Here is a 25783-nt window from a genome sequence, read left to right as displayed (position 1 = left end):
GATCATGTTGTTTCAAACCAAACTTTTGTATCATCATCCCATTCACAATTATAATTAATGGTGAGTTCGGCACCGGCTTCAATATCGGCAACTGTTTTTATAAAAATTATTTCTTCTTCAAAATCCATAAAATACTGGCAGTTGCTTTTATAGTTATGGTTGTACATAGGAATATAACCCAGGGCCATGCAGCATTTATCTTTCTCCTCTCCCCACTCAAAAATATAGTCGTATAATTTGGTCTTGTCTAAATGCACACGGTCTTCTTTACTCATTACCACCACAGGTGAAATTTCAATGATTGTATCTGCCGGAATTGTTTCACTGGTAAAAACACCCCTGCCCGCTTTTGCTGTTTTATCTAAATATAAATATGGTTGAAGCATAACATCAGGTTAAGATTAAATCAAGTAAATTGCAGCTATTATTACTGCGAAAATAACAACAAAGTACCGATGGCGTTAGAGTTGGAAGAAATATCATTGCAACAAAAATTTGAAGAGGCAATTGCTTCTGAAGATAAACTGCTGATACAGGATTTTCTGAATCACCAGAACATCAGCGATGTGGCCGACCTGATCTATACCAACGAAGACTTTGAAAGCCAGATCATGTCTCACCTGGCTATTCACCGGGCGGTAAGTGTTTTTAAAATACTGGAACTTCCCACCCAAAAAAGAATAATACACGATCTGCCACCATTTAAAACTGCTGAACTTTTAAATGAATTGCCGCCCGATGACCGTACTTCATTTTTAAGTGAACTGCCCAGTAATGTAGTAAGAGAATTGGTAAAAACACTTAATCCTGAAGAAATAAAAATAACGCTGTCCCTCTTAGGTTATCCTGAAAACAGTGTAGGAAGATTAATGACACCTGATTATGTATACGTTTACGAAAACGATACTATAGAAGATGTATTTAATACCATACGCCGTTTTGCTAAAAGCAGCGAAACCATTGATGTATTATATGTATTGAATGATAAAGGTGAATTGCTGGATGATATCAGGATAAAAGATTTTATCATGGCTACGCCGGAAAAAAAGGTAAGTGACCTGATGGATGGCCGGTATATATCACTTCATGCAGAGGACGACCAGGAAATTGCCAGTGAAATTTTCAGGATGAATAACCGTGTGGCATTGCCGGTGGTAAGTAAAAGCAATAAACTATTGGGTATTGTAACTATTGATGATGTGCTGTGGGTGGCAGAAGAAGAATACAGTGAGGATATGCAAAAGATCGGGGGTACGCAGGCTTTGGATGAGCCGTATTTGGAAATGCCTTTATTTAAATTATTTAAAAAAAGGATTGGGTGGCTGGTAGTTTTATTTTTAGGAGAAATGTTAACAGCCACAGCAATGTCGCATTTTGAAGGGGAGATACAAAAATTTGTAGTGCTGGCATTATTCATTCCGCTTATTATTTCTTCCGGAGGCAATACAGGTTCGCAGGCATCTACATTAATAATACAGGCAATGGCTATTGGCGAAATTACAGTAGCCAATTGGTGGCGGGTTATCAGAAGAGAATTGATACAAGGTTTAATGCTTGGCTCGGTGTTGGGCCTGATTGGTTTTTTAAGAGTACTGGTATGGGCCAGAATTGCGCCGGGCATTTATGGCAACTATGAAATAAGGGTAGCATTTACCGTGGGCTTTGCATTGTTAGGCGTTGTATTGTGGGGTACTTTAAGCGGTTCAATGCTGCCTATCATCATTAAACGTTTAAAAGGCGATCCTGCAGTATCATCTGCACCTTTTGTTGCTACCTTAGTTGATGTTACTGGCCTTGTTATTTATTTTTCTGTAGCCTATTTATTTTTACAGGGCATCCTGTTATAATCATTGCTTCATTGTTGCCGAGGCTGCAGAAGCTGCTCCGTACTTCATCTTTTTTACCACCGCTTTTCCTTTTTTATAAGTGATCAGGTACAGGTTATCAAACTCGTTATCGGGAATATCTTTTGCGTCGAAATTGATAACCCCTAATTTTTTAATCAGCTTAGGTACGGTATTGCTGTGCCCGATGATGAGCAGGCTTTTGCCAGCTTCATTATTAGCCAGTATCATTTTGTACAGGTCTTGCCCTGTGGTATCGGCTTTGTATTGTATCGTATCAATACCCATTTGTAACCGTAAGCTATCCCCTGTCATTTGCGTACGTTTAAACTGGGTAACATAGATATGGTGTATTTTTTTACCTTTCAACACCTGCAATAGAGCACCGGCTCTTGTATTACCCTCTTCGGTTAAAACGGGGTCGCTCCCGGATTTTTTTTCGGCATGCCTTACCAGGTATATTTTGTTTTTTTTCGATAACCCTTCGGGTACCTGCGCAAACAGGAAAACCTGAATAAACAACAGCAAACCAGTAATGAGCAAATTTTTCATATAAAACGATTATTCTGTAAAATAAGCGAATTAATTATAATACCTGTAATAGCTTAATACTAAGCATGGTTAATGGTACAAATTTGTTATTTTGCAGAATATTTAAAACCCTATACGCTGTAATAAAAGCTGAACAATGTGTACATGCTTAAACAGCGTTTCTGAAGAACAACTTTGGAGATGCTACAGAATAGTTCAGCCTTATTAAAGCCGGGAACAAAAAAATTAAACCCCCAAATTTATGTGTGGAATTGTAGGTTACACCGGCCCACGTGAGGCATATCCGATAATTATAACTGGTTTAAAACGCCTGGAGTATCGGGGTTACGACAGTACCGGCGTGGCGCTTTTAAATGGCGGCCTTAAAGTATATAAAAAGAAAGGCCGTGTGGCCGAACTGGAAGAAAGCATTATTGGTAAAGGCCTGCATTCGCATATAGGCATCGGGCACACCCGTTGGGCAACGCATGGCGAACCAAGCGACAGGAATGCCCATCCGCATACCAGCGCCAGTGGTAAACTGGCCATGATCCACAATGGCATTATTGAAAACTATGCCCAGATAAAAAAAGAACTCTCTAACAAAGGATACAATTTTACAAGCGATACCGATACCGAAGTATTGCTGAATTTTATTGAAGACATCAAGACCCATAATCATTGTACACTGGAAGAAGCCGTGAGAGTAGCACTAAAAAGAATTACCGGTGCTTATTGTATTTTATTAATAGACCAGGATGATCCCGAAACCATTATTGCCGCAAGAAAAGGCAGCCCTTTGGTAATTGGTGTTGGCAAGGGAGAACATTTTTTAGGCAGTGATGCCAGCCCGATGCTGGAGTATACCAAAGAAGTGGTGTATGTAAACGATTACGAACTGGCCATTGTACGGCCCGATGAACTGATACTTAAAAATTTAGGTAATGAAAAAATAACTCCGTTTATTACCAAGCTGGATATGGAACTGGCAGCCATTGAAAAAGGCGGCTACGACCACTTTATGCTGAAAGAAATTTTTGAACAACCTGCTACCATTCATGATTGTTTACGAGGAAGATTAGATGCCACTGCAGGTACTATTACTATGAGCGGCGTAATGAATAATATTGAACATTTTAAAAATGCCAGCCGCATTATTATTGTTGCCTGCGGTACCAGCTGGCATGCCGGCTTGTTAGCTGAATATGTGATTGAAGAGTTATGCCGCATCCCGGTAGAAGTAGAATACGCCAGCGAATTCCGTTACCGTAATCCCATCATCAACAAAGGTGATATCATTATTGCCATCAGCCAGAGTGGAGAAACTGCCGATACTTTAGTAGCCATTGAAAGGGCCAAAGAAAATGGCGCTATCATTTTTGGCATTGTAAATGCGGTAGGTTCGTCCATCGCAAGGATCAGTGACGGTGGCGCTTACACGCATGCAGGGCCTGAAATCGGGGTAGCTTCTACCAAAGCATTTACCGGCCAGCTTGCGGTGATCATGATGATGGCACTGAAAATTGCTATTGAAAAAGGCACCATCACACAAGACAGGTATAAAGGATTGTTATTAGAACTGGATGCGGTTCCTGAAAAAGTGGAAGCATTATTAAAAAGCGCCGACCTGATAAAAGCTATTGCTGAAAAATATAAAACTGCCGGCGATGCACTATTCCTTGGCCGTGGGTATAATTTCCCTATTGCGTTGGAAGGTGCATTAAAGCTTAAAGAAATTTCTTACATACATGCCGAAGGCTACCCTGCTGCAGAAATGAAACATGGCCCGATTGCATTGGTAGATGAAAACCTGCCCGTTGTTTTTGTAGCAACAAAAGATAGCTACCACGAAAAAATTGTGAGCAATATGCAGGAGATAAAAGCCCGTAAAGGAAAGATCATTGCAGTGATAACAGAAGGCGATGAAGTAATTCCGGGCCTTGCTGATGATGTTTTTTATGTACCGCCTGCCGATGAAATTATTGCACCGATGTTAAGTACTATTCCTTTACAATTGCTGAGCTATTATGTGGGTATTGCCAAAGGTGTGGATGTAGATAAGCCGAGGAATTTAGCGAAAAGTGTAACGGTCGAATAAAATGAATAATGGTTTAATGGATAATGAATAATGCCTTAAACCTGTTAATTCTTTTTTAGAATAGCGTAGCAAGCTGGGCACATTATTAATTATTCATTATTAACTATTCATTGCTTTCATGAACATCATCCAAAAACACCCGGTTAATAATCTTGGCTATAATTTTGTAGCCCCGCAGTTTATTCCAAAAGGTAAAGACGAATACTATTTACGCAATGAACAAAACAGTAATGGTATCAGTTACCGGAAACTTATTGCCCAGGAAATTGAAATTTTAGTACGCAACCGCAATACTTCTGATGACTGGAATAATATTCTCGTTTCTTCTTCTTTTAATGCTGAACTGGTAAAAAACTGTAAGTTTTTTGGCCTGGTAAGAATTGGTAAACTGGAATCGCTATACCTGGAATTTCATAATTTAAGAATGCCGGTGGGCTTATACAACAGCACTATTATCAGTTGCGATTTTGGCGATAATGTTTGTGTAGACAACGTGAATTATCTTAGTCATTATATTATTGGCAATGAAGTAATGATTGCCAACGTAAACGAACTGGCTACAACGGATAAAGCAAAATTTGGTAACGGCATTTTAAAAGAGGGTGAGCTCGAAAGGGTAAGAGTATGGCTGGAGTTATGTAATGAAAATGGTGGCCGCAGTGTATTACCTTTCGATGGCATGCTTGCAGGCGATGCCTGGTTATGGAGCAAGTACAGGGATGATGAAGCACTATTAAATAAATTTAAAGAGTTTACAGAAAATATTTTTGATAAACAGCATGGGCATTACGGTAAGATCGGCGACAGAACAGTGATCAAAAATTGTAAGATCATAAAAGATGTACTGGTGGGCAGCGATGCTTATTTTAAAGGCGCTAATAAATTAAAAAACCTTACGGTTAACAGTGACGAAAACAGAACCTCTCAAATAGGTGAGGGTTGCGAAATTGTAAATGGTATTGTGGGTTATGGTTGCAGAATATTTTATGGTGCTAAAGCCGTACGTTTTGTAATGTCTTCTCATTCGCAATTAAAATATGGCGCCAGGCTGATCAATTCTTTCCTTGGCAACAACTCCACTATTTCCTGTTGCGAAGTATTGAATTCATTAATTTTTCCTGCACACGAGCAGCATCATAACAATTCATTTTTATGTGCGGCTGTAGTAATGGGACAAAGTAATATGGCTGCCGGTGCTACTATTGGCAGCAATCATAACAGCCGTGCAGCAGATGGCGAAATCATTGCCGGTCGTGGTTTTTGGCCCGGGCTATGTGTAAGCTTAAAACACAATTCAAAATTTGCATCCTTTAGTATAATTGCTAAAGGAGACTTTCCTGCAGAACTGAATATTCCTGTTCCTTTTAGTTTGATCAGTAATGATGTAGCCAATGATACTTTACAGGTAATGCCTGCCTACTGGTTTATGTACAATATGTATGCGCTGGCACGCAATGCACACAAGTACGTTGACCGTGACAGGAGAACAGAAAAAATACAGCATATAGAATACGATTACCTGGCTCCTGATACGGTGAATGAAATATTTGATGGCTTAAAAATATTAGACAGTTTACAACCTGATGCAGAAGGCAATGCTGAAATAACCGGTTGGGAAAATACGCATCGTAAAACCAAAGTTTTAAAAATACCCCAGGCTGTTTTGTTGTACAAAGAATTGATTCAGCATTATGGTGTGATGGAATTATTATTGCACCTGCAGCAAAATAAATTTGCCGACTTCGATGCATTTAAAAAATCCCTCTCTGCAAAAATAGAACGCAGCCAATGGCTGAATATTGGCGGGCAGCTGATACAAAAAACTGCCATTGAAACAGTAAAGCGCAATATAAAATCAGGCAAAGTAAAAAGCTGGGATCAACTACATGATTTTTATCGTCAGCAAGGCGTTGCTTATATCAATGATAAATTAAATCATGCCTATACTTCTCTGTTGGAAATATTGCATATCACACCCAAACAATTTACACCTGCACTATTTAAGCAATTACTGCAACAGGCATTAGTTACCAAAGAGTGGATGTGCAAAGGCATTTACGATAGCAGGGCTAAAGACTATGGTAATCCTTTTAAAAAGATGGTATACGATACCAATGAAGAGATGAATAATGTAGTGGGCAGGTTAGAAGACAATAGTTTTATACAACATCAGTTGGGCGAACTGGATGAAATGAAGAAGCTGGTGAAATCAGTGGTGAGGAAAATGAAATTAGCATAACCCTACTCTGCTTAAACCCCATCATTCCCTATCTTTGCCACTCAACTTTTTAATGTGAAAAAATTTCTTTTCAGTTTACTATTTACAGGTATTTTATTTGCGGCTAAAAGCCAGACTGTGGCCCAGATAAAAAAAGTATTAGATACCACTACTAACCCCATCGGCTTTGTAAAATTTGTATTGAAGAAAAAATATTTTATTGATACGGTTGCGGTAGTTACTACCAATGCTTTTATGGGCAAAGCCGACAGCCTTGCTTACAAAGGCAAAGTAGGCAAAACCTACGGCCCTTTTAAAGGCGAAAATATTTTAGTAAAAATTTTATACAAAGCCCCCAATACATTTTACCACGTTACACATATTGTATTGGATACGTCTACTTACAGCCAGCGTTTTGCTACCTCACTGGCAGATACCATTATGGAAAAAATAAAATCGGGCAGGGCCACATTTGCTTCTATGGCAAGTACCTACAGTGCTGACCCTGTTTCTAAAACAAAGGGCGGTGACCTGGGCTGGTTTGTACGTGGTGTAATGTTGCCTCAGTTAGATGAAGCAATTGCCGCTCATAAAAAAGGGGAATTGTTTACCGTATGGACCCCGGCAGGTTTGCATATTGTAAAAATTGCAGATAATCCTAAAAAGGATGTGGGTTATGCTTTAATGCTGAGGGTGATTTTGTAAGCATCAATTATTTTTATTTGCTACAGTTTTTTATTGTGGTCGGTGAAGACACCAGCCGCGGAAGACAAATAATAGATCAACCTTAAATTGATGCTCTGTTATATGGTCGGTGAAGACACCGACCATGGGTTAATCACAGCGGTTAAATATCCGGGCTATGAAAACTAATATTCATTGTATATTTTTATTCTCATAAAAATATTTTATGACCGATCAGTTACAGGAATTCAACAATGATAATGGTTGCCCTAAATGTGGCAGTGAATCTGTATCACCGGTAAGATATACCTGGTGGGGTGGCTTACTCGGCCCTAAAATGTTTCACCATACTAAATGTGAAAGTTGCGGTTACCGTTACAATAGCAAGACGAGAAAATCTAATACCACTGCTATAATTATTTATTCGGTAGTACTTTTTGTAATTGCGTTTGCGTTGTTTTATTTCCTCAGAAGTTCGTACCGGTAGATTTTATTATTTCTTATCTAAAAACCATTCCACAGCTAATTCATATCCCTTCAATCCTAATCCGCTTATAACACCTTTTGCTTTTGCTGAAACATGCGATATCTTCCTGAATTCTTCCCTGCCAAAAATATTAGAGATATGTACCTCAATAACCGGTGTTAGTACAGCAGCAATAGCATCGCCAATAGCAACAGAAGTATGCGTATATCCGCCAGGGTTAAAAATAATTCCTTCTGAACTAAAGCCTACTCTTTGTATTTCATTAATCAACTCTCCTTCCACATTACTTTGAAAATAGGATATTTCAAGGTTGGCATACTTATCATGCATGCTCTTTAAAAAATTATCGAAAGATTCGCCTCCGTAAATATCCACTTCCCTCGTACCGAGCAGGTTCAAATTTGGTCCGTTGATGATCGCTATTTTCATACTGTTAATTTCACCAATTAAAACGAGTTACACTAATTAAAAACAGATACGTGTAATTCCCTTAATTCGTGTTTATAAGATTTATAAAATCGTCAAATAAATACCTGCTGTCGTGTGGGCCCGGTGTGGCTTCAGGATGATATTGTACAGAGAAGGCGGGTTTATCTTTAAGCCTGATACCTTCAATGCTGTCATCATTCAGGTTCACATGTGTTATCTCCACATTGGCATTAGCACGTACTGCATTCGGGTCAACACCAAAACCATGATTTTGTGTAGTGATCTCACTTCTGCCGCTGATAATATTTTTTACCGGGTGATTTAAACCACGGTGGCCATGATGCATTTTAAAAGTAGGAATATCATTTGCCAGTGCCAGCAATTGGTGGCCAAGGCAAATACCGAATAAAGGTTTATTTGCCGCCAATATCTGCTTCACTGTTTTAACTGCATAATCCATTGGTGCAGGATCGCCCGGGCCGTTACTGATAAAATAGCCCACCGGTTTAAAGGCTTCTAATTTTTCAAAAGAAGTTTTTGCAGGATGCACTTTCACATAAGCCCCTCTTTCCACCAGGCAGTTCAGTATATTTTTCTTGATACCAAAATCCAATACCGCAATACGCAATGCACTTGTTTCATCACCTAAAAAATATTCTTCTGTGGTACTCACTACCGAAGCCAGTTCCAATCCGTCCATAGAAGGCACTTCCTTTAACGCTGCTTTCAATGCTGCTACATCCAGTACTTCAGATGAAATAATACAATTCATGGCGCCCTGTGTGCGTATATGAGCTACTAAAGCTCTTGTATCAATACCATCAATAGCAACAATCTGTTGTGCTTCAAAATATTCCTGCAAAGAAACATCAGCCATAAAACGGCTGTACTTTTCTTCCAGGTTGCGGCCGATAACTGCTTTTACTTTTACGCCATCGCTTTCCACATCGCCGGCTTTTACACCATAGTTACCGATATGAACACTGTTCATGATCAGTACCTGTCCATAATAACTGGGGTCAGTGAATACTTCCTGGTAACCCGTCATGCCGGTATTAAAACAAACTTCGCCTGTAGAGGTACCAATTTTACCAAATGCTTTACCATAAAAAACATTGCCGTCTTCTAAAACTAAAATTGCAGGCCTGGAGGAGGTGTTAGACATTAATCAAAAGTTTTGCAAAGAAACTAATTCAATTGCGTAATGAACAAATAAAATTTTTCACATTGTTTTTTCAGGCGTCTTGACGGTTTTGAACCGTCTGACGCCTAAAAAAACTTAAAAAAAAGCTCCGATAATACTATCAGAGCTTTTAATATAAACAGTTGGTTTCAATTTATGCTTTTTCTTCGGTTGCAGTATCAGCAGCAGGAGTTTCAGCAGTTGCAGTGGTATCTGCAGCAGCTTCTTCAGTTGCTTTCTTTTTAGCACCACCGGCCCTACGTGTTTTTTTAGCAGGTTCAGCAGCAGCTTTAACACCTTTACCGTAAATTTCGTTAAAGTCAACCAATTCAATCATTGCAATTTCTGCATTATCACCGGCTCTTGCACCTAACTTGATGATACGTGTGTATCCACCCGGGCGTGCAGCAACTTTTGGTGCAACAACAGTAAACAATTCTTTTACAGCAGCTTTATCGTTTAAGTAACTGAACACAATACGGTGATTGTGCATGATCGCTTCTTTGCTGGCTGTGTTTTTTGTTTTGGTGATCAATGGCTCGATGTAAGTACGCAAAGCTTTTGCTTTAGCCAATGTAGTAGTGATCCTTTTGTAAGTGATCAGCTGGCAACCTAAGTTCATCAATAACGCTTTTCTGTGAGAAGCTGTTCTGCTGAGGTTGTTGTTTTTGTCTCCGTGACGCATGACATTTTAATTTTAATTTCCTTCACACCGTGTCAGGATTTGTGAAGTACTGGTTATAAAAAAAGCTATTGGCTTTATAACCAATAGCTGTTAAGAAATTTATTCGTCGTCTAATTTTAATTTGCTCAGGTCCATTCCAAAGCTTAAACCTCTTTCGTGCAATACCTGTTCAATTTCGCTTAAAGATTTCTGGCCAAAGTTTCTGAATTTCATCAGGTCTTCCTGTTCGTACTGTACCAGTTCGCTTAAAGAATTGATCTTAGCTGCTTTCAAACAGTTGAAGGCACGTACTGAAAGATCCAGGTCTTCCAATGGTGTTTTCAACATTTTGCGTAATTGCAAAGTTTGTTCGTCAACCAGGTCTTCTTTCTTATCTTCTTTAGTATCAAAAGTGATATTTTCATCAGTGATGATCATCAGATGCTGAATTAAGATACGGCTGGCTTGTTTTACAGCTTCTTCAGGATGAATAGTACCATCGGTAATAACTTCCATGATCAGCTTTTCAAAATCGGTACGTTGTTCAACACGGGTATTTTCGATAGTGTATTTTACATTCTTAATAGGAGTGTAAATAGCATCTACAGGAATATAACCGAAGTGAGAACTTTTTTCTTTATTTTCTTCAGCTGGTACATAACCACGGCCTTTACCAATAGTGATCTCGATATCCAGTTTTGCACTGCTGTCCATAGTACAGATCAGCAATTCAGGATTCATTACTTCAAAAGAAGGTGAAGCTTCACCAATCATTGCAGCAGTAAATTCTGATTTATTTTTTATTGAAAGGGTAACTTTTTCCACGTTAATATCCTGATCTACCTTTCTTTTAATACGAACTTGTTTAAGGTTCAATATAACTTCAGTTACATCTTCAGTAACACCTTTAATGGTTGCAAACTCGTGGTCGGCACCAGAAATGTTTATACCGATGATGGCGTAGCCTTCCAGAGAGTTTAATAAAACCCTGCGTAAAGCATTACCAATAGTTACACCATAACCAGGTTCCAGCGGACGGAATTCGAAGTTGGCTTCAAATTCAGTTGCTTTTTGAAGAACGATCTTATCAGGTTTAACAAAATTTAAAATTCCCATATTTAAATTATTAATTGTTATTTAATGATTGATTAAAGGGGCAGAACACGCCGCAGGCGTGTTCATACATGCAATTCTTATTTAGAATACAATTCCACAATCAACTGCTCCTTAATATTTTCAGGAACGCTTTCTCTTTCAGGATAAGCAATAAAAGTTCCTTTGGTATCAGCTTCGCTCCAGTCTAACCAGTTGAACTTAGCATTTTTACCACGCAGGTTGCCAGTAATAGCAACATTAGCAGCGCTTTTATTTTTTAAACCAATCACATCACCTGGTTTGCAGCTGTAAGAAGGTACGTTCAGCACTTCTCCATTTACAGTGATGTGTTTGTGAGATACCAACTGGCGTGCGCCCTGGCGGCTTGGTGCAATACCCATGCGGAAAACGGTGTTATCCAAACGGGCTTCCAGTAATTTGATCAGGTTTTCACCGGTAACACCTTTACGGCGGGCAGCTTCATCAAATGTTTTGCGGAATTGTTTTTCCAGCAAACCATAAGTGTATTTTGCTTTTTGTTTTTCCCTTAACTGTAAAGCGTATTCGCCTAAAGTTTTGCGCTTACGTGTTGCGCCATGCATACCCGGAGGGTTGCTGTTCTTTGTTAACCATTTACCATTACCGGTAATAGGTTCACCAAAAATTCTTGAGATTTTTGTTTTGGGGCCTGTATAACGTGCCATAATTGTAGTACTGGTCTTTTAGTGTCGGTGCATCATTATAAAGACCTTTTAAAATGAATAATGCACCCAGTTAATAAATATTTTAAATTTCGGATTGCCGATTTTAGATTTTCTTAAGTTCAACCAGTTTTTGATCTTTTGAGTACCTCAAAATCTGAAATCGTAAATCTAAAATCAACAAATCGAATTATACTCTTCTCTTCTTAGGAGGACGACATCCGTTGTGTGGTAAAGGTGTAACATCTTTTATCATTGCTACTTCAATACCATTCTGAGATAAAGAGCGGATAGCACCTTCACGGCCACTACCTGGTCCTTTAACATAAACGTCAACTCTTTTTAAACCAGCATCAACTGCAGTTTTTGCTGCATCTGCACCAGCCATCTGAGCTGCATAAGGAGTATTCTTTTTAGAACCTCTGAAGCCCATTTTACCAGCGCTTGACCATGAAATAACCTGGCCTTGCTTATTGGTTAAACTGATGATAATGTTGTTGAAACTTGCTACAATGTGAGCGTCTCCGTGGCTATCCACTTTTACTACTCTTTTCTTTGCAGCTGCTTTTGCGCCTTGAGCTTTACCGCCCTGTGCTTTTGCCATAAATAATTTTAAATTAGGTAATCTTAAAAAAATAAATCCTCCTTCCGGCGGACTGAACTGAACCTCCTGCTGACTTATAAGCGATCCGGTTTTTATTCAAATGTTAAGTCAATGTAAAAAGATAATGCGCTAATTATAAAATCAGCACATTATCAAATTATCGAATTACTTCTTAGCTACTTTCTTCTTGCCGGCAACTGTCTTACGTTTACCTTTTCTTGTACGGCTGTTGGTACGTGTACGCTGACCACGTAATGGCAAACCTTTACGATGACGTAAACCACGGTAGCAGGCGATATCAAGCAAACGCTTAATGTTCATCTGTGTTTCACTACGTAAAGCACCTTCAGTTTTAAATTCACCGGCAATGATATTACGGATGGCAGTTTGCTCATCATCATTCCACTGGTTAACTTTCTTACTCAGGTCGATACCTGCTTTAGTTAAAATATACTGGGCAGTTGAACGGCCAATACCATAAATGTAGGTAAGTCCTATTTCGCCTCTTTTACTTTTTGGTAAATCTATACCGGCAATACGAGCCATATTCTATTTTTTGATTTGAGATTTTAGATTTCAGATTTAGTAGGTGCATTTTGTATTTCAAATCTGAAATCAACAATCTGCAATCTACAATCAGTTCTTATCCTTGCTTTTGTTTAAAACGAGGATTCTTTTTGTTGATCACATACAGCCTTCCTTTCCTTCTCACAATCTTGCAATCAGCGCTGCGTTTTTTAATTGATGCTCTTACTTTCATGATGTTGTTTTTTGTCGTAAGTAGTGAGTGGTGAGTCGTGAGTTGAAGAACCGGGGCTCCTCCTGCTCACGCCTGACGGTTCACGCCTGACGTTTTTATTTATATCGGAAAATTATTCTTCCTCTTGTTAAATCATAAGGGCTCATTTCCACCCCTACTTTATCCCCAGGTAAAATACGGATGTAGTGCATACGCATCTTACCCGAAATCGTTGCTAAAATTTCGTGGCCATTTTCTAACTTTACCTTGAACATAGCATTACTTAATGCTTCAACTATTGTTCCGTCTTGTTTAATAAGTGCCTGTTTAGCCATAATTTTGGGAGCGCAAAGATAAGAAGATATATTTAATATTTATCAACAAAATTGCGATATTTACCAACAAATCAACTATTTTTCCCCATGAAGAAGACTTTTTTAGCCCTTTTAGCGCTGTCAATTGCCGGAATTTCATGTAAAAAAAGTGACGCAACAACTCCGGAAGAAGCGCCAAAATACATGGACCTTACCGCCGGAACTGCCTCGAAATACCAACTTACAAATAATCTAACTGCCTCAGTAACAATCAATACGGTAACTTCCACCAACCGGGATAGTACCATTGGAAGTAAAGTGTACCATGTTTTTACCAATAGTAATGGTACCCCCAACGAATATTATAATATTACCGGCAACGATTATTATACTTTCAGGAGCCTGGGCGCTGCCCTCGGCAATCTTACAGTGGAAAGTATTTATTTAAAAGATAATGCAGCTGTTGGCGCTTCATGGAGCCTTCCGGTAAATGTACCCGTACCCGGATTGGGCACTGTACCTGTTACATTAACCAATACTATTACTGAAAAAGGAGTCAGCAGAACCGTAAATGCTGTTGCCTATACTGGTGTTATCCACATCACCACCACCATTGCGGTTACCGGATTACCCCCGGGCTCAGTAACTTCCGACATACAATCTTACTATGCCCCCAAAGCCGGCTTAATTGAAAGCAAGTACAAAGTAAGTGTTCCCTTATTAACTGTTAATGTAGATCAGAATACTATCCTGATTCAATAAGCACTTTATTTATACATCACTTTACAGGTTTGCTTTTCTTTAGTTGACAGATCAGTTACGGTTAAGATATAGACGCCACTGCCCATTGTTGCATTTCTAGGATATTCAATAACCCTGTTTTGAACATCTGTATAAATTGCCGACATTATATTTTGTCCCACCATCGTTTTAATTTCCACCAGGTAATTTTTTGCTTCTGCACTTCTGATTGTGATCAGCAATTTACTTTCTACCGGGTTGGGATAAATACTAACATCGATTTTAGTATTCTTTATTAAAACAATATTGCTGTACTTAATGCGGTTATTCTGAGTAACCAGTTTCAGCCGGTAATAGTTATTGGCAGTTAAAGGATCTTTATCAATAAAGGTATTGGATAACCCTGTTGTATTATTGAAGGTGCTGATCGTTTTAAAATCTGTATTGTTATTTATACTTTTTTCTAATTGATATTCTTTACTATCAGTGTGCTTAACATCCCAGTACAAACGATTACCATCGGGCAGTTTTATACCGCTGAGTGTAATATCTCCTATTGGTAAAACAAATCCGCAAAAACCGGTTAACACATAATTGGCATACTTTGTCAGGCATCCGTTATTAACCACAATCTTGCAAAAATACCTGCCGGTATCAGATAATGAAAGACTGGGGAAATATAAACTCGGGCCTGTACCCACAATCACACTATCGTTAGGTACTACTCTTTTATACCAGGTGTACACTGCATTGGCAATCGAATCCACCCTTAATGTTAAGGCATGATTAAAACATTCGATGGTATCAGCAAACACCAGAAAATTTGCCAGCGGTAACACACTCACGTCATACAAACTGGCATTACCACAACCATCAACCACTCTTAATCTTATCAATGAATAAACAGTTCCGTTACTGATGGAGAAAACCGGGCTTGCCTGTGGTAATGTAATAATGCTTGGAGAAGCAGGAACGCTGCCGATAATTTCGTACGTATATGGGCCTACTCCACCAGTAACTTTCACGCTTACATTAAAGCTGTTATTATCGCACTGGTAAGCATTGGTACCTGACAGCACCGGGAAAATGTAGGGCTTTACCACTGCCGTGTCGTTTACATATTTAGCGCAATTTTCAATGTATATTTCAAAGACATAAACACCGGGACCAAGATTGAGGAAAGTATAATTATAGCCAGAAGAGGATGATGCATTAACTAAAACAGGAACACCATCTTTTTTAATGATCTTAGGTGTAATATTACCACCCAGATTGCTGGTAATACTTACTAAAATATCAGCTGAGCCATTAGGCCATATACCAGATGGACACTTAGGCGTAACTGTTACTGCCCTGGTTGCTATACTAATGCTTGGTGCTATATAAACGGAGTCTGTACTTCCACATTGATCCCTTATCACCACTTTATACTTCAAGGGTAGCAATAAGCCGGGGATATTTACAAAAGTATAACTGCTGCTGCTTGTGGTTACCGCTTGCATCAATACGCCTGTTGGCGCATACAAAGAGAGCGTATAAGCAGGTATACCTGAGTTTATGGTTACTTTTATTTCGGTAGTGCCCAGTATCAGGCAGGATTTTTTTGCTGACAAACTAATACTTGCCGGAGTGGGCAATACCGTAAAGCAACGGGTAATAATAGTGTCATAGCATGCCGGGTTATTTTGAATTTTTATACAATAATTACCAAAAGGCAAGTTTGTAAATACGCCGGTGGTGTTGCAGCTCAACAACACGTTCATATTATCGTATATGCAGTACTGTGGCTTGCTGATATTTACCTGTCCCGTTATTGTGGCGGTAAAATCTGTACAGGTTTTGTTGCTAATGGAAACACTTGCGGCTACTGAAGGCTTTGGCCGTACCACCGTAAAACAACGGGTTATTGTAGTATCATAGCAACTGGGGTTATTGATCACATCAATACAATATGTACCATAAGGCAGATTATCAAAAATACCAGTTGAATTACAGATGATTAAAACATGCGCTGCGGTATACAAGCAAAATTGGGGATTATTTAAATGGGAAGTATCCCCAACAACAACGGTAAAGGTTAAGCATGTTAAATTAGTTATCGTAACATTGGGGCCTACATAGGGAATTGGCCTTGTTACTGTAAAGCATCTTATGATGGTTGTATCAAAACATGCAGGGTTATTAAATATCCTGATGCAATATTTCCCAAATGGCAAATCGGTAAAAATACCTGTGGAATCGCAGGTTATTAAAACATTACCGGAATCGTACAAACAATAATATGGATCGTTAAGATTCGTTTGTCCTGTAATGGTTACAGTAAAGCCTTTGCAGGTGGTAGTAATTTTTACATTGGCATCTACAAAAGGAACAGGTTTGTTTACTGTAAAGCATCTCGTGATGGTGGTGTCGTAGCAATTATCTTTTATAGCAATACAATAAGATCCATATGGCAGCAAATTAAAAACGCCGGTTGTATTACAGGCAATTAATGTATGCAGGCTGTCGTAAATACAATATTCCGGATTAGTTAAATTTAATTGCCCGGTTACAGTAGCGGTAAAAGTAGAGCAAGCCTTGTTATTGATCAATACAGCAGCATCAACCTTAGGTACGGCTGTGTCTTTCCATACTACCGACTTAATATTGCCACATTTATCTTTTACAAACAATTGAACCGTATGTTTATTGGCGATATAATATTTAAATGTATTGTTGGAAAACCAGGTGGTATCGCCGGGAGTAATTGATGCTCCGTATAAAAATCCATTAAAGACTGCATTGGGTGTAACATTTCCCCTGCTGTCTTTTAAATTAATGATAACAGAAATACTATCACATCCGATTTTGGTAACTGTATAATTATTGATCCACCAATCGTAATTTAAAATAGTAACATTACGGGTTTGTAATGCCCCGCAGGAATCGCTCAGTTGAATAAGATAACTGCCGCTTGTTAATCCGGTAAAAATACCGGCAGTACTTATGGTACCAACACCCGAAGCAGAAGGTGCAATTATTTTATAAGAAAATGGCGCACGGCCATAAGTCTGGCTGGTTACCGTTATTGTACCATCGCTTCCATTAATGCAGGTTACATCAGTGGATATCATTGTAAAATTAGGTGCTACATAATCCCCATCAATGGTAACACTATCCTGGTCGTACACACAATTGGTAACCACATCTTTTACAGTTATTAAATACCTGCCTGCAGATAACCCTGTAATCAGGTTGCTGGAGGTATAATTGGTCAATACAGGCCCAGAAGCTTTGTATTGATAAGTGCCCGATCCGCCAGCAGCATTAATCTGCACTGTACCGGTAGCGGCGCATCTTGATTCGGTTGTTACGTACGTTGCCGTTAATGTACTACAGTTTTGTGAAAGTGTATTTTTAGGAAGAAGTAAAGCAGTAATTAATAGTAAAAAGCAAAGTACCGTTAAGTATAGTTTATTCATTCAGTAGGATTTGGTACAACAGGTGAACGTTGTAGTTTTTTGCTTATTGTACAAAAAAAACAATTATGCTTCTGTAAGTAAAAAAAGATGATTTTTATAGATAAACTACATAACAAGATGTAAAAAAAACAGCTGCAAATACGGTAGTTTCACTGACAAATGCTGCTGATAGAGAAGTGTTTTTACTAGTAGATTTACCACTAGTTATAAAATTAAAAAAGCTGCCAATAATGGCAGCTTCTATCACATGCAATATATTTTTTAATCAAATGTTTCGTCGTTCAAATGCACTTTAGTCATATCATAAAAATGATTTTGCAGTTGGTGCAAAGAGATGGGCTGAACGATATGCCTTCTTTCGTCACGATACCATATCTCCAGTTTTGAAAAATCTCCTTTTGCAGGTAACATCATTCTAAAGGCTCCTTTCATATACTTTACTGTACCATCTTCATTATCATGTTTGTGAAACCTGAGTTTTTCCAACTGAGCTTCGTCTAAAGGAATGGCACTCAGTTGTTCTGTTTCGTACCAAAAATCCTGTGCGCCGGTGTTAACACAAACTTGTTTTTCGCTGTGGTTGAGGTCAGTTACTTCGCCCTGTTTTTTGTCGCCATCATTATCTGCGATAAGGTAATCGCCAACTTTAATTTCATTAAATTTTATCATAGCAAATCGTTTTTATTTATCCGAATATAAGAAAAATTTCACAAAAATCAAGTGCGTTTACGATAGCTTAACACAGCCCAGCTATTAAAGAAAACAGCAAAGCCAAACATTTTAAGCAAATGATACTTTATATCTGCCAGTGAACTGCCTTTTAAAACCACCATCCGCATCACTTCAATAAAATAAGAAACGGGGTTGAAACGGGTGATCCATTTGGCCCATTCGGGCATACTATCAATGGAAGTGTATAAGCCACCGAGCAAAATAAAGATCATCATGATGAAAAAAGATAGCAGCATAGCTTGTTGCTGGTTGGAAGAATAAGTTGATACCAGCAAACCTAATCCCAGAACTGCCAGCAAATACACCGCAGCAAAAATATAGATAGTTACAAAACTACCTGCCGGCACAATACCATAAAACAATCTTGCTATAGTAAGACCGATCGTAAGCACCACAAATCCTAACAGCCAGAAAGGGATTAATTTACCTAATATAAAATGATATTTTTTTATCGGTGTAACATTGATCTGTTCAATAGTACCAATCTCTTTTTCTTTTACAATATTGATGGCTGTAAGATTAGTGCCTACCATCGTTAATAAGATCACCAATATACCGGGCACCATAAAATATTTGTAATTCATCAACGGGTTATACCAGTTGGATGAAGTGATCTCAATCTGCGTTTCCGGACTGAACCTTGGAAATTGTATCCATTCAGTTCGTACCGTTTTATTATAATCCTGTATGATAGTTCTTAAATAGGCCCCGCCTAAACTTGCTTTAACGCCGTTGATGGCATTCATCGCCATAAATAACCTGGCCTCATTTTCTTTTACTAAATCTTTTTCAAAATGACCCGGGATCTGCAACACAAGGTCTGCTTTATCTAATTCTATCTGCTTTAAAGATTCGTCGTAAGAAGAAGTGTAGGATGCCAGGTTAAAATATCCTGACGCAATAATTTTATTAATTAACTGGCGTGAATATTCAGAATGATCCTGGTCTACCACAGCCAGTTTGATATTTTTTATTTCATAGTCTGCTGCCCAGGGTAAAATGATCAATTGAATAATCGGCATAATAAGGATCAACCGAAGGATTGCCGGGTCCCTGAAGATCTGCCTGAATTCTTTTTGCAATAAAAATTGTATTGTTCTCATGCCAGGCGGATTTTAAACTTCTTAATTGCCATCGTTAATAAAAAGATCATCATCCCTGTAAGAATTAATGTTTCTTTCCAGATGGCTTTTAAACCAAGGCCTTTTATCATTACCGATTTTACAATGATGTAATACCATTTTGCAGGAACAATATTGGAAACGGTACGCAAAGGCAAGGGCATATTTTCAATAGGGAACATAAAACCACTTAGCATAACCGTTGGTAAAAACAAAGCAATTAAAGAAATGAACATGGCTGACTGCTGCGAATCAACCCCTGCAGAGATCAACAATCCCAATGACAATGATACCAGTGTAAATAAAATACTTTCGAACGCCAGCAAAAATATGCTGCCGTTTATTGGTACTTCTAACACAAATACACTGAGTAATAAAATGGTGGTGATATTTACCATGGATAATAATAAATACGGAACTGCCTTTGCCAGCACCACTATCTGAGGCCGCATGGGTGACACCAGCATAATTTCCATGGTGCCCATTTCTTTTTCTTTTACAATGGTGATGGCCGTCATCATAGTACATACCAATAGCAACACCATTGCCATAACACCTGGCACAAAATTGAAAGCACCTTTCAATTGGGGATTATACAACATCCGCATTTCGGTATTGATGGTATAAGGAAGTTTGCGGTTATTAGTGATGCGGTTTTGATAATCGATGATTACTGCTGCCGCATAACTTGTTAATGTATTGGCTACATTAGGATCAGATGCATCTGCAATTATTTGCACTTGTGCTTTATTTAAATGCTGCAGGTCTTCATCAAAATGCGGAGGCAGAATAATAGCCAGTTTGATAGTTCCCTTTTTAAATTCTGCTTCTACCTGGTTATAGTTCGTCAGATTCTTTTCTATCTCAAAATAACGGCTGGCGCTAAACTGTGCAATCAAAGAAGTTGTAGCAGCATCTTTTGAATTATCAAGCACCGCAATTTTTGCATTTTTCACTTCATTGGTTAAAGCAAATCCAAAAATAACGATCTGCACTACCGGCATACCCAACAGTATAAACATGGTACGTTTATCCCGCCAGATATGGAAGAATTCTTTTTTTACAAATGCGAAAAATTGTTTCAAAATTTAATTTTTATGTATCACCCTTAAAATCCATTACAATTAAACAGCGAGCATTTAATAACACAAAGTTTCACAGAGTAAAAACTCAGAGCTACACAAAGCAAATATTTTAGACTCAGCGTAACTCTGTGCCTTTCTTTGTGTATCTCCGTGATACTATTATTACTCTTTACCCGTCACTTCTCGTAGCTTTTCTTGCTAATTTTAAAAACACTTCATCCATTGATGCTGCGCCATGAATTATTTTAAGTTGCGATGGTGTATCCAGCGCTTCTATTTTCCCGTCTACCATAATACTTACCCTGTTGCAATATTCTGCTTCATCCATATAATGTGTGGTAACAAAAATGGTAATGCCTTGTTCTGATGCCTGGTAAATCATATTCCAGAATTCCCTCCTGGTAACCGGATCGACCCCTCCAGTTGGTTCGTCTAAAAAAACAATTTCAGGTTCATGAAAAATAGCTACTGAAAAAGCAAGTTTTTGTTTCCAACCCAATGGCAAAGACCTTACCAGCACATTCGCTTCCTTTTCTAAATGCAGCTGATCTAAAATGAAAGCCGTTTTGTTTTTAATGAACGCATCTGTCTTTCCGTAGATGCCACCATAGAACCGCATGTTTTCTTTTACTGTTAAGTCATCATACAAAGAAAATTTCTGACTCATGTAGCCGATACTTTTTTTAATTTTCTCATTGTGTTTATACACATCTAATCCTGCAACTGTTGCTTCGCCAGATGATGGAAGCGATAAGCCGCACAGCATCCGCATCGCTGTTGTTTTGCCTGCTCCGTTAGCACCAAGAAAACCAAATATCTCCCCTTTGTTCACTTCAAAACTGATATGATCTACAGCAATAAAATCGCCAAAGCGTTTGGTGAGTTGATCAGCAGTTATGACTTTGTTGTTACTCATTTTAATTTTTCATTAAAGCAATAAAACAATCTTCAATATCAGGCTTTGTTTCATGCAGCATGATATTTTCGTCTGGCCTTTGCTGAATAAAATTTTCCAGTGCTTGTTTTCCTGATTCACTTTTCATCACCACATGATGATACTCCCCGAAAGGATACACATCTTTTACAAAATCAGTAGTTTTCAATTCGTTTAATAAATGAAGCATGGAAGAAGCTTTAACAGCCCACAACGGATTAGAAAAATTATTTACAATACCTTCCGGCGTATTAATGGAAAGCACATTGCCATTTTGCAATAAGGCTACTCTATTACACAATTTAGCTTCATCCATATAAGGTGTTGACACCAGGATAGTGATGCCTTGTTGTTTTAATCCTTTCAGCATTTCCCAGAATTCTTTTCGGGAGACTGCATCTACACCAGTTGTAGGTTCATCTAAAAACAATACCGATGGCCGGTGTATCAATGCACAACTTAATGCCAGTTTTTGTTTCATACCACCCGAAAGTTTTCCTGCTTTCCTCGTTTTGAAGGGTTCTATTTGTATATAGATATCTTTGATGAGATCATAGTTTTCCCGGATGCTGGTATTAAAAATAGTTGCGAAGAAGTTCAGATTTTCTTCTACAGATAAATCCGGGTACAAAGAAAATTTACCCGGCATATAACCTACACGTTTGCGTATTGCCTTATAATCTTTCACCACATCAAAACCATCTACAGTTGCCGTGCCGCTATCAGCCAGCAATAAAGTAGTTAGTATTCTGAATAAAGAGGTTTTACCTGCTCCATCGGGACCGATGATACCAAACAGTTCTCCCTGCTCCACATTAAATGAAATATTATTCAATGCGGTCAGTTCTTTTTTCTTACCGTAAGTCTTAACAATATGTTCAACCGTAACTGAAGGCATTCTATTTATTTACAAGCTTTATAAACTTTATTTTGCAGCAGCCAATAACACTTCGCCATACATACCTATTTTTAAAAAGCCGTCATTCTTCACTTTTATTTTTACAGCATAAACAAGGTTGGCCCTCTCCTCTTTTGTCTGAATAGTTTTTGGCGTGAATTCTGCTTTATCAGCTATCCATGTAATTGTACCGCTGTATTCTTTAGATTTTTTTTCACCGTCATCAATCAGTACTTTAACTGTTTGCCCCAGTTTTACCTGTGGTAATTGTATACCTGAGATATAAGCTCTTAAATTCAATGAAGAGAGATCAGCGATCTTGTACAATGCTTTTCCTGATGCAGTGATCTCACCCTGTTCTGCATATTTTGTAATTACGGTACCGCTAACCGGATTAATAATATTGGCTCTTTGTGCCTGGTCCTGTAATTGTGCTACCCTTTTTTTCAACGGATCGGCCTCACTTAAAATACTGCGGTTTTGTGTAGCAATATTATTGCGTTGTACATTGATCTGCTGTTGCGTAACGCTCAACTGTTTGCGGGCCACATCAATCTGTGCATTCATATCGTCTAATTGCTTACCCGTAGCAGCATCTGCTTTTATTAAATTTTCAATCCTTGTTTTTTCATGCAATAAATTACTCAGCTGCGATTGCTGTACTGCCAATTGATTTTGCAGTAACTCAACCTGTGGCTGCACATTGGCTGTTTTTTCATTCAATGCTTTAATACTTGCTTCCACCTGCTCCTGCTGCAGCGAAATATTTTTTGCATCTACAATTCCTACAACACTGTCTTTTGATAGCTGCATGCCTTCCTGTACATTAAAAGAAATCAATTTTCCGGGGAGCTCAGATGAAACGATCACTTCATCTGCTTCAAAGGTTCCTGTTGCATCAGCATTACTTGCTGCGTTTTTGCAGCCTGCAATAGCAAGTAATAAAAAAATGGCTGTTATAAAATTTACTTTCTTCATAAAAAAAAGAGGTTATTGTTTTCCTGAAATAGTCTGGTAATTGATTTGCGCCTGCAGCAACCGCACCTGGTGTGTAATTAAAGATTGCCTGGCCTGGTCTTCTGCATTTACTTCACGTAAATAATCATTAGCTGTGATCACACTGTTTTCCAATTGTGCCTTTGCTGCATCTTTTACTTTTATTCTCAGGTCGATAATTTCGTTATCCTTTTCAATTAATTTTTTTAGCTTATCCACTTCTGCCTGCTGTTGTTGCAAAGAAGTATTGGTATTGAGTAAAAAAGTTTCTTTCTGAATCGCTATACTTTTTTTATTGATGTCAATTAACTGTTTATCATTTTTCTTTGTGTACAACCCACCAAAATTCCAATTCAGCCTTACACCGGTGGTATAAAAAAAATCAAATTCATTTTTTAACAGGTTTAATCCGGGGCGGCCATAACCACTTTGTAAAAAAACACTTGCTTTGGGTTTATTACGACTGTCAATTAATTTATACTGGCCATTCAATAATTTTTCCTGTGCTGTATAAAATTTTAATTCCGGCCTTTGTATATCATTTACAATTGTTGCCGATGCAACTATTGGTTTTTCTAACTGTGTGTTTTCGGGTAAAGATTGATTGATAAACAAACCCAGCACATCAATCAAACCTTTACGGGAAGATTGCAGTTCTATTGCCCGCTGATCTGCTTTCAGCAGTTCTGCTTTTAATACATTCAGGTTAGATTTGAAAGCAACACCGTTATCCACCTGCGCTGTTGTTTTTTTAATGCCGTTATTCAGATCTTCTTTTACCAGGTCTACCTGTTTCAACTGTTCGTCCAAATACAAAACACCCAAAAACAATTGATTAATTCTTTCTTTCAGTTTGTATAATTCTACTTCAATCTTTTGTTGTTCAGATGCATTGTTTAATTGCTGGATATTTTTTTGTTCCCTGATAGCGCCTCCGTCGTAGATCAGTTGATTAACATCAGCCACAATTTTATACTGGTCTTTTGATGGTGGTGTAATGCTGATCCCCGGAAAAGGAATATTCACCTGTGTAACATCCGATTGGTAAGTGGCTTGCCCGCTCACACTGAATTGCGGTAAAAATCCTTTGCTTAAATTATCGATATTAATGCTGCTGGTTTTTAAAACCAGGTCACGCTGTTTTATTAAAGGATAATTTTGCGTGGCAAGATCATAAGCCTTAATAAGGCTGAGCGTTTGTTGTTGCGCCTGCAATAGCGCAGGTAAAACCAACAGTGTTAATAGTATCCGTTTCATATACAACCAGTGGTTGATTTTATAAGAAAAAAATTATTTCTTTATCGATTCAATTATAAATTTGGGTATTTCCTTTCGCCGCTGTTCAATAACCTCGTCAAATTGTTGCGCACTCATTTTTAAATTCTTTATGATCATCGGCCTGGCTATAAAAGGAAAGATGGTCATTGATAATAAATTCAGCAACAAGTGCAATGGGTTAACTCTTTTGATCGTTCCTTTCTTCACTTCCTTTTCAATCTGTTCCAAAAATTTCATCGGACGGGGATTTTTTGTCATTGCCCAAACCTTAGCAAAAAACTGTTCCGCATCACGGTTGGCTTCGTTCATTATAAACCAGGGCAGGTAAGGATTTTCCACCATCTCATCAATATATTCATTCACAAATAATTCTATCTTTTCAAACAAGGGCGCTTCCGATTCAAAAATGATATTGATCTTGGGAAAAAACTTATTCGCTTCTTCCATAAAGATCACTTCAAACAGTTTATCCTTATCACGGAAGTAATAATGCAGCATAGCTTTATTGATGCCGGCTTCATCTGCAATATCCTGCATCCGGGCACCAGCCATCCCTTTTGTAGTAAATACTTTTCTTGCCGCAGCCAGTATTTTCTCTTCTGTAGTATCGTCTTTCTTTTTCTTAACCATATAGTTTAACCAAATGGTTGACAAAAGTAAAAACAATTTTCATTTCGTCAAATTTTTATTTATTGAACTGTATTTTTGGTTGAATGAACGGTACGGGTGGGTCACCCCATAAAGGGTGGCTCACCCATAACAGAGGAAAGCAAGTAACTGTAAAAGGCAATGCTTTTAATTCAAGAAGCTTTTGTACCGAAGTGGGAAGATATGTTAAGATGCCTTTTTCGACAGGGTGGGTCACCCCATAAAGGGTGGCTCACCCATAACAGAGGAGAGCAAGTAACTGTAAAAGGCAATGCATTTAATTAAAGAAGCTTTTGTA

At 38.2% G+C, this 25783-nt stretch carries 26 protein-coding genes; 6 read left to right on the top strand and 20 right to left on the bottom strand.

The genetic code is table 11. The features are described 5' to 3' along the window. Positions 1-2 precede the first annotated feature (2 nt). Entirely contained in the window at positions 3-386 is a 384-nt protein-coding gene (locus ACQ334_RS05145; RefSeq protein ID WP_430987097.1) for an SET domain-containing protein-lysine N-methyltransferase, read from the bottom strand. Positions 387-455: 69 nt separating this feature from the next. On the opposite strand from ACQ334_RS05145, the gene mgtE reads away from it, so the two are divergent. Next, positions 456-1847: a magnesium transporter gene (gene mgtE / locus ACQ334_RS05140; RefSeq protein ID WP_430987096.1), complete on the top strand. Its 1392-nt coding sequence runs from the start codon at positions 456-458 to the stop codon at positions 1845-1847. Here mgtE and ACQ334_RS05135 read toward each other — a convergent pair whose 3' ends face one another. Next, positions 1848-2396: a SixA phosphatase family protein gene (locus tag ACQ334_RS05135; RefSeq protein ID WP_430987095.1), complete on the bottom strand. Its 549-nt coding sequence runs from the start codon at positions 2394-2396 to the stop codon at positions 1848-1850. Between the two features lie 241 nt (positions 2397-2637). Here ACQ334_RS05135 and glmS point away from each other — a divergent pair, with 241 nt between their 5' ends. From glmS to ACQ334_RS05115, 4 genes are all read left to right on the top strand, one after another. Further along, the gene (gene glmS, locus ACQ334_RS05130) at positions 2638-4473 is read left to right on the top strand and encodes a glutamine--fructose-6-phosphate transaminase (isomerizing) (protein ID WP_430987094.1); all 1836 of its coding nucleotides are present in this window, start codon (positions 2638-2640) and stop codon (positions 4471-4473) included. A gap of 118 nt (positions 4474-4591) precedes the next feature. Continuing rightward, positions 4592-6712, top strand: coding sequence for a DUF4954 family protein (locus ACQ334_RS05125; protein ID WP_430987093.1), 2121 nt, complete (start codon positions 4592-4594; stop codon positions 6710-6712). A gap of 54 nt (positions 6713-6766) precedes the next feature. Further along, the gene (locus tag ACQ334_RS05120) at positions 6767-7396 is read left to right on the top strand and encodes a peptidylprolyl isomerase (RefSeq protein WP_430987092.1); all 630 of its coding nucleotides are present in this window, start codon (positions 6767-6769) and stop codon (positions 7394-7396) included. 205 nt (positions 7397-7601) lie between these two features. Continuing rightward, complete coding sequence (locus tag ACQ334_RS05115) at positions 7602-7862, top strand: hypothetical protein (protein ID WP_430987091.1); 261 nt, start codon at positions 7602-7604, stop codon at positions 7860-7862. Positions 7863-7868: 6 nt separating this feature from the next. Here ACQ334_RS05115 and aroQ read toward each other — a convergent pair whose 3' ends face one another. The 9 genes from aroQ to infA all read right to left on the bottom strand — a co-directional run bounded on the left by aroQ (position 7869) and on the right by infA (position 13612). Next, positions 7869-8291 carry a type II 3-dehydroquinate dehydratase gene (aroQ, locus tag ACQ334_RS05110; protein WP_430987090.1) on the bottom strand — a complete coding sequence of 141 codons (423 nt, stop codon included), beginning with the start codon at positions 8289-8291 and terminating at the stop codon, positions 7869-7871. A 61-nt stretch (positions 8292-8352) separates the two neighbouring features. Further along, positions 8353-9456, bottom strand: coding sequence for a glutamine-hydrolyzing carbamoyl-phosphate synthase small subunit (gene carA, locus ACQ334_RS05105; protein ID WP_430987089.1), 1104 nt, complete (start codon positions 9454-9456; stop codon positions 8353-8355). Between the two features lie 172 nt (positions 9457-9628). Further along, a complete protein-coding gene (rplQ, locus tag ACQ334_RS05100) occupies positions 9629-10159 on the bottom strand; it encodes a 50S ribosomal protein L17 (RefSeq protein ID WP_430987088.1) in 531 nt (176 codons plus the stop codon). A gap of 99 nt (positions 10160-10258) precedes the next feature. Continuing rightward, positions 10259-11254, bottom strand: coding sequence for a DNA-directed RNA polymerase subunit alpha (locus tag ACQ334_RS05095; RefSeq protein ID WP_430987087.1), 996 nt, complete (start codon positions 11252-11254; stop codon positions 10259-10261). A 77-nt stretch (positions 11255-11331) separates the two neighbouring features. Continuing rightward, the gene (rpsD, locus tag ACQ334_RS05090) at positions 11332-11937 is read right to left on the bottom strand and encodes a 30S ribosomal protein S4 (protein ID WP_430987086.1); all 606 of its coding nucleotides are present in this window, start codon (positions 11935-11937) and stop codon (positions 11332-11334) included. Positions 11938-12124: 187 nt separating this feature from the next. Next, the gene (gene rpsK, locus ACQ334_RS05085) at positions 12125-12538 is read right to left on the bottom strand and encodes a 30S ribosomal protein S11 (protein WP_430987085.1); all 414 of its coding nucleotides are present in this window, start codon (positions 12536-12538) and stop codon (positions 12125-12127) included. A gap of 165 nt (positions 12539-12703) precedes the next feature. Continuing rightward, positions 12704-13084 carry a 30S ribosomal protein S13 gene (rpsM, locus tag ACQ334_RS05080; protein WP_430987084.1) on the bottom strand — a complete coding sequence of 127 codons (381 nt, stop codon included), beginning with the start codon at positions 13082-13084 and terminating at the stop codon, positions 12704-12706. Positions 13085-13181: 97 nt separating this feature from the next. Continuing rightward, positions 13182-13298 carry a type B 50S ribosomal protein L36 gene (gene ykgO / locus ACQ334_RS05075; RefSeq protein WP_255154769.1) on the bottom strand — a complete coding sequence of 39 codons (117 nt, stop codon included), beginning with the start codon at positions 13296-13298 and terminating at the stop codon, positions 13182-13184. A gap of 95 nt (positions 13299-13393) precedes the next feature. Further along, positions 13394-13612 carry a translation initiation factor IF-1 gene (gene infA / locus ACQ334_RS05070; protein WP_255154770.1) on the bottom strand — a complete coding sequence of 73 codons (219 nt, stop codon included), beginning with the start codon at positions 13610-13612 and terminating at the stop codon, positions 13394-13396. Positions 13613-13699: 87 nt separating this feature from the next. Between infA and ACQ334_RS05065 the strand changes: the two genes are divergently transcribed. Continuing rightward, a complete protein-coding gene (locus tag ACQ334_RS05065) occupies positions 13700-14353 on the top strand; it encodes a hypothetical protein (RefSeq protein ID WP_430987083.1) in 654 nt (217 codons plus the stop codon). Positions 14354-14358: 5 nt separating this feature from the next. On the opposite strand, the gene ACQ334_RS05060 is transcribed toward ACQ334_RS05065, so the two are convergent. The 9 genes from ACQ334_RS05060 to ACQ334_RS05020 form a co-directional block, all read right to left on the bottom strand. Further along, positions 14359-17793 carry a hypothetical protein gene (locus ACQ334_RS05060; RefSeq protein WP_430987082.1) on the bottom strand — a complete coding sequence of 1145 codons (3435 nt, stop codon included), beginning with the start codon at positions 17791-17793 and terminating at the stop codon, positions 14359-14361. A gap of 261 nt (positions 17794-18054) precedes the next feature. Next, positions 18055-18462, bottom strand: coding sequence for a hypothetical protein (locus ACQ334_RS05055; RefSeq protein WP_430987081.1), 408 nt, complete (start codon positions 18460-18462; stop codon positions 18055-18057). A gap of 47 nt (positions 18463-18509) precedes the next feature. After that, positions 18510-19628 carry an ABC transporter permease gene (locus ACQ334_RS05050; protein WP_430987080.1) on the bottom strand — a complete coding sequence of 373 codons (1119 nt, stop codon included), beginning with the start codon at positions 19626-19628 and terminating at the stop codon, positions 18510-18512. Further along, positions 19625-20731 carry an ABC transporter permease gene (locus ACQ334_RS05045; protein WP_430987079.1) on the bottom strand — a complete coding sequence of 369 codons (1107 nt, stop codon included), beginning with the start codon at positions 20729-20731 and terminating at the stop codon, positions 19625-19627. Before ACQ334_RS05045 ends, ACQ334_RS05050 begins: the two co-directional genes overlap by 4 nt. Before the next feature lie 169 nt (positions 20732-20900). After that, positions 20901-21647 (bottom strand): ABC transporter ATP-binding protein, encoded by a 747-nt coding sequence (locus tag ACQ334_RS05040; RefSeq protein ID WP_430987078.1) that lies wholly within the window; start codon positions 21645-21647, stop codon positions 20901-20903. 1 nt (position 21648) lies between these two features. Continuing rightward, on the bottom strand, positions 21649-22563 hold the full coding sequence (locus tag ACQ334_RS05035) for an ABC transporter ATP-binding protein (protein ID WP_430987077.1): 915 nt from the start codon (positions 22561-22563) through the stop codon (positions 21649-21651). A gap of 27 nt (positions 22564-22590) precedes the next feature. Next, a complete protein-coding gene (locus ACQ334_RS05030; protein ID WP_430987076.1) occupies positions 22591-23541 on the bottom strand; it encodes an HlyD family secretion protein in 951 nt (316 codons plus the stop codon). A 12-nt stretch (positions 23542-23553) separates the two neighbouring features. Continuing rightward, positions 23554-24816 (bottom strand): TolC family protein, encoded by a 1263-nt coding sequence (locus ACQ334_RS05025; RefSeq protein WP_430987075.1) that lies wholly within the window; start codon positions 24814-24816, stop codon positions 23554-23556. A gap of 33 nt (positions 24817-24849) precedes the next feature. Continuing rightward, positions 24850-25467, bottom strand: coding sequence for a TetR/AcrR family transcriptional regulator (locus ACQ334_RS05020; RefSeq protein WP_430987074.1), 618 nt, complete (start codon positions 25465-25467; stop codon positions 24850-24852). Positions 25468-25783 lie beyond the last annotated feature (316 nt).

The organism is Ferruginibacter sp. SUN106, from assembly GCF_050611765.1.
GTDB lineage: Bacteria > Bacteroidota > Bacteroidia > Chitinophagales > Chitinophagaceae > Ferruginibacter.
Note: the sequence above shows the minus strand (reverse complement) of the source record. Positions and strands in the feature narration are given on the sequence as shown.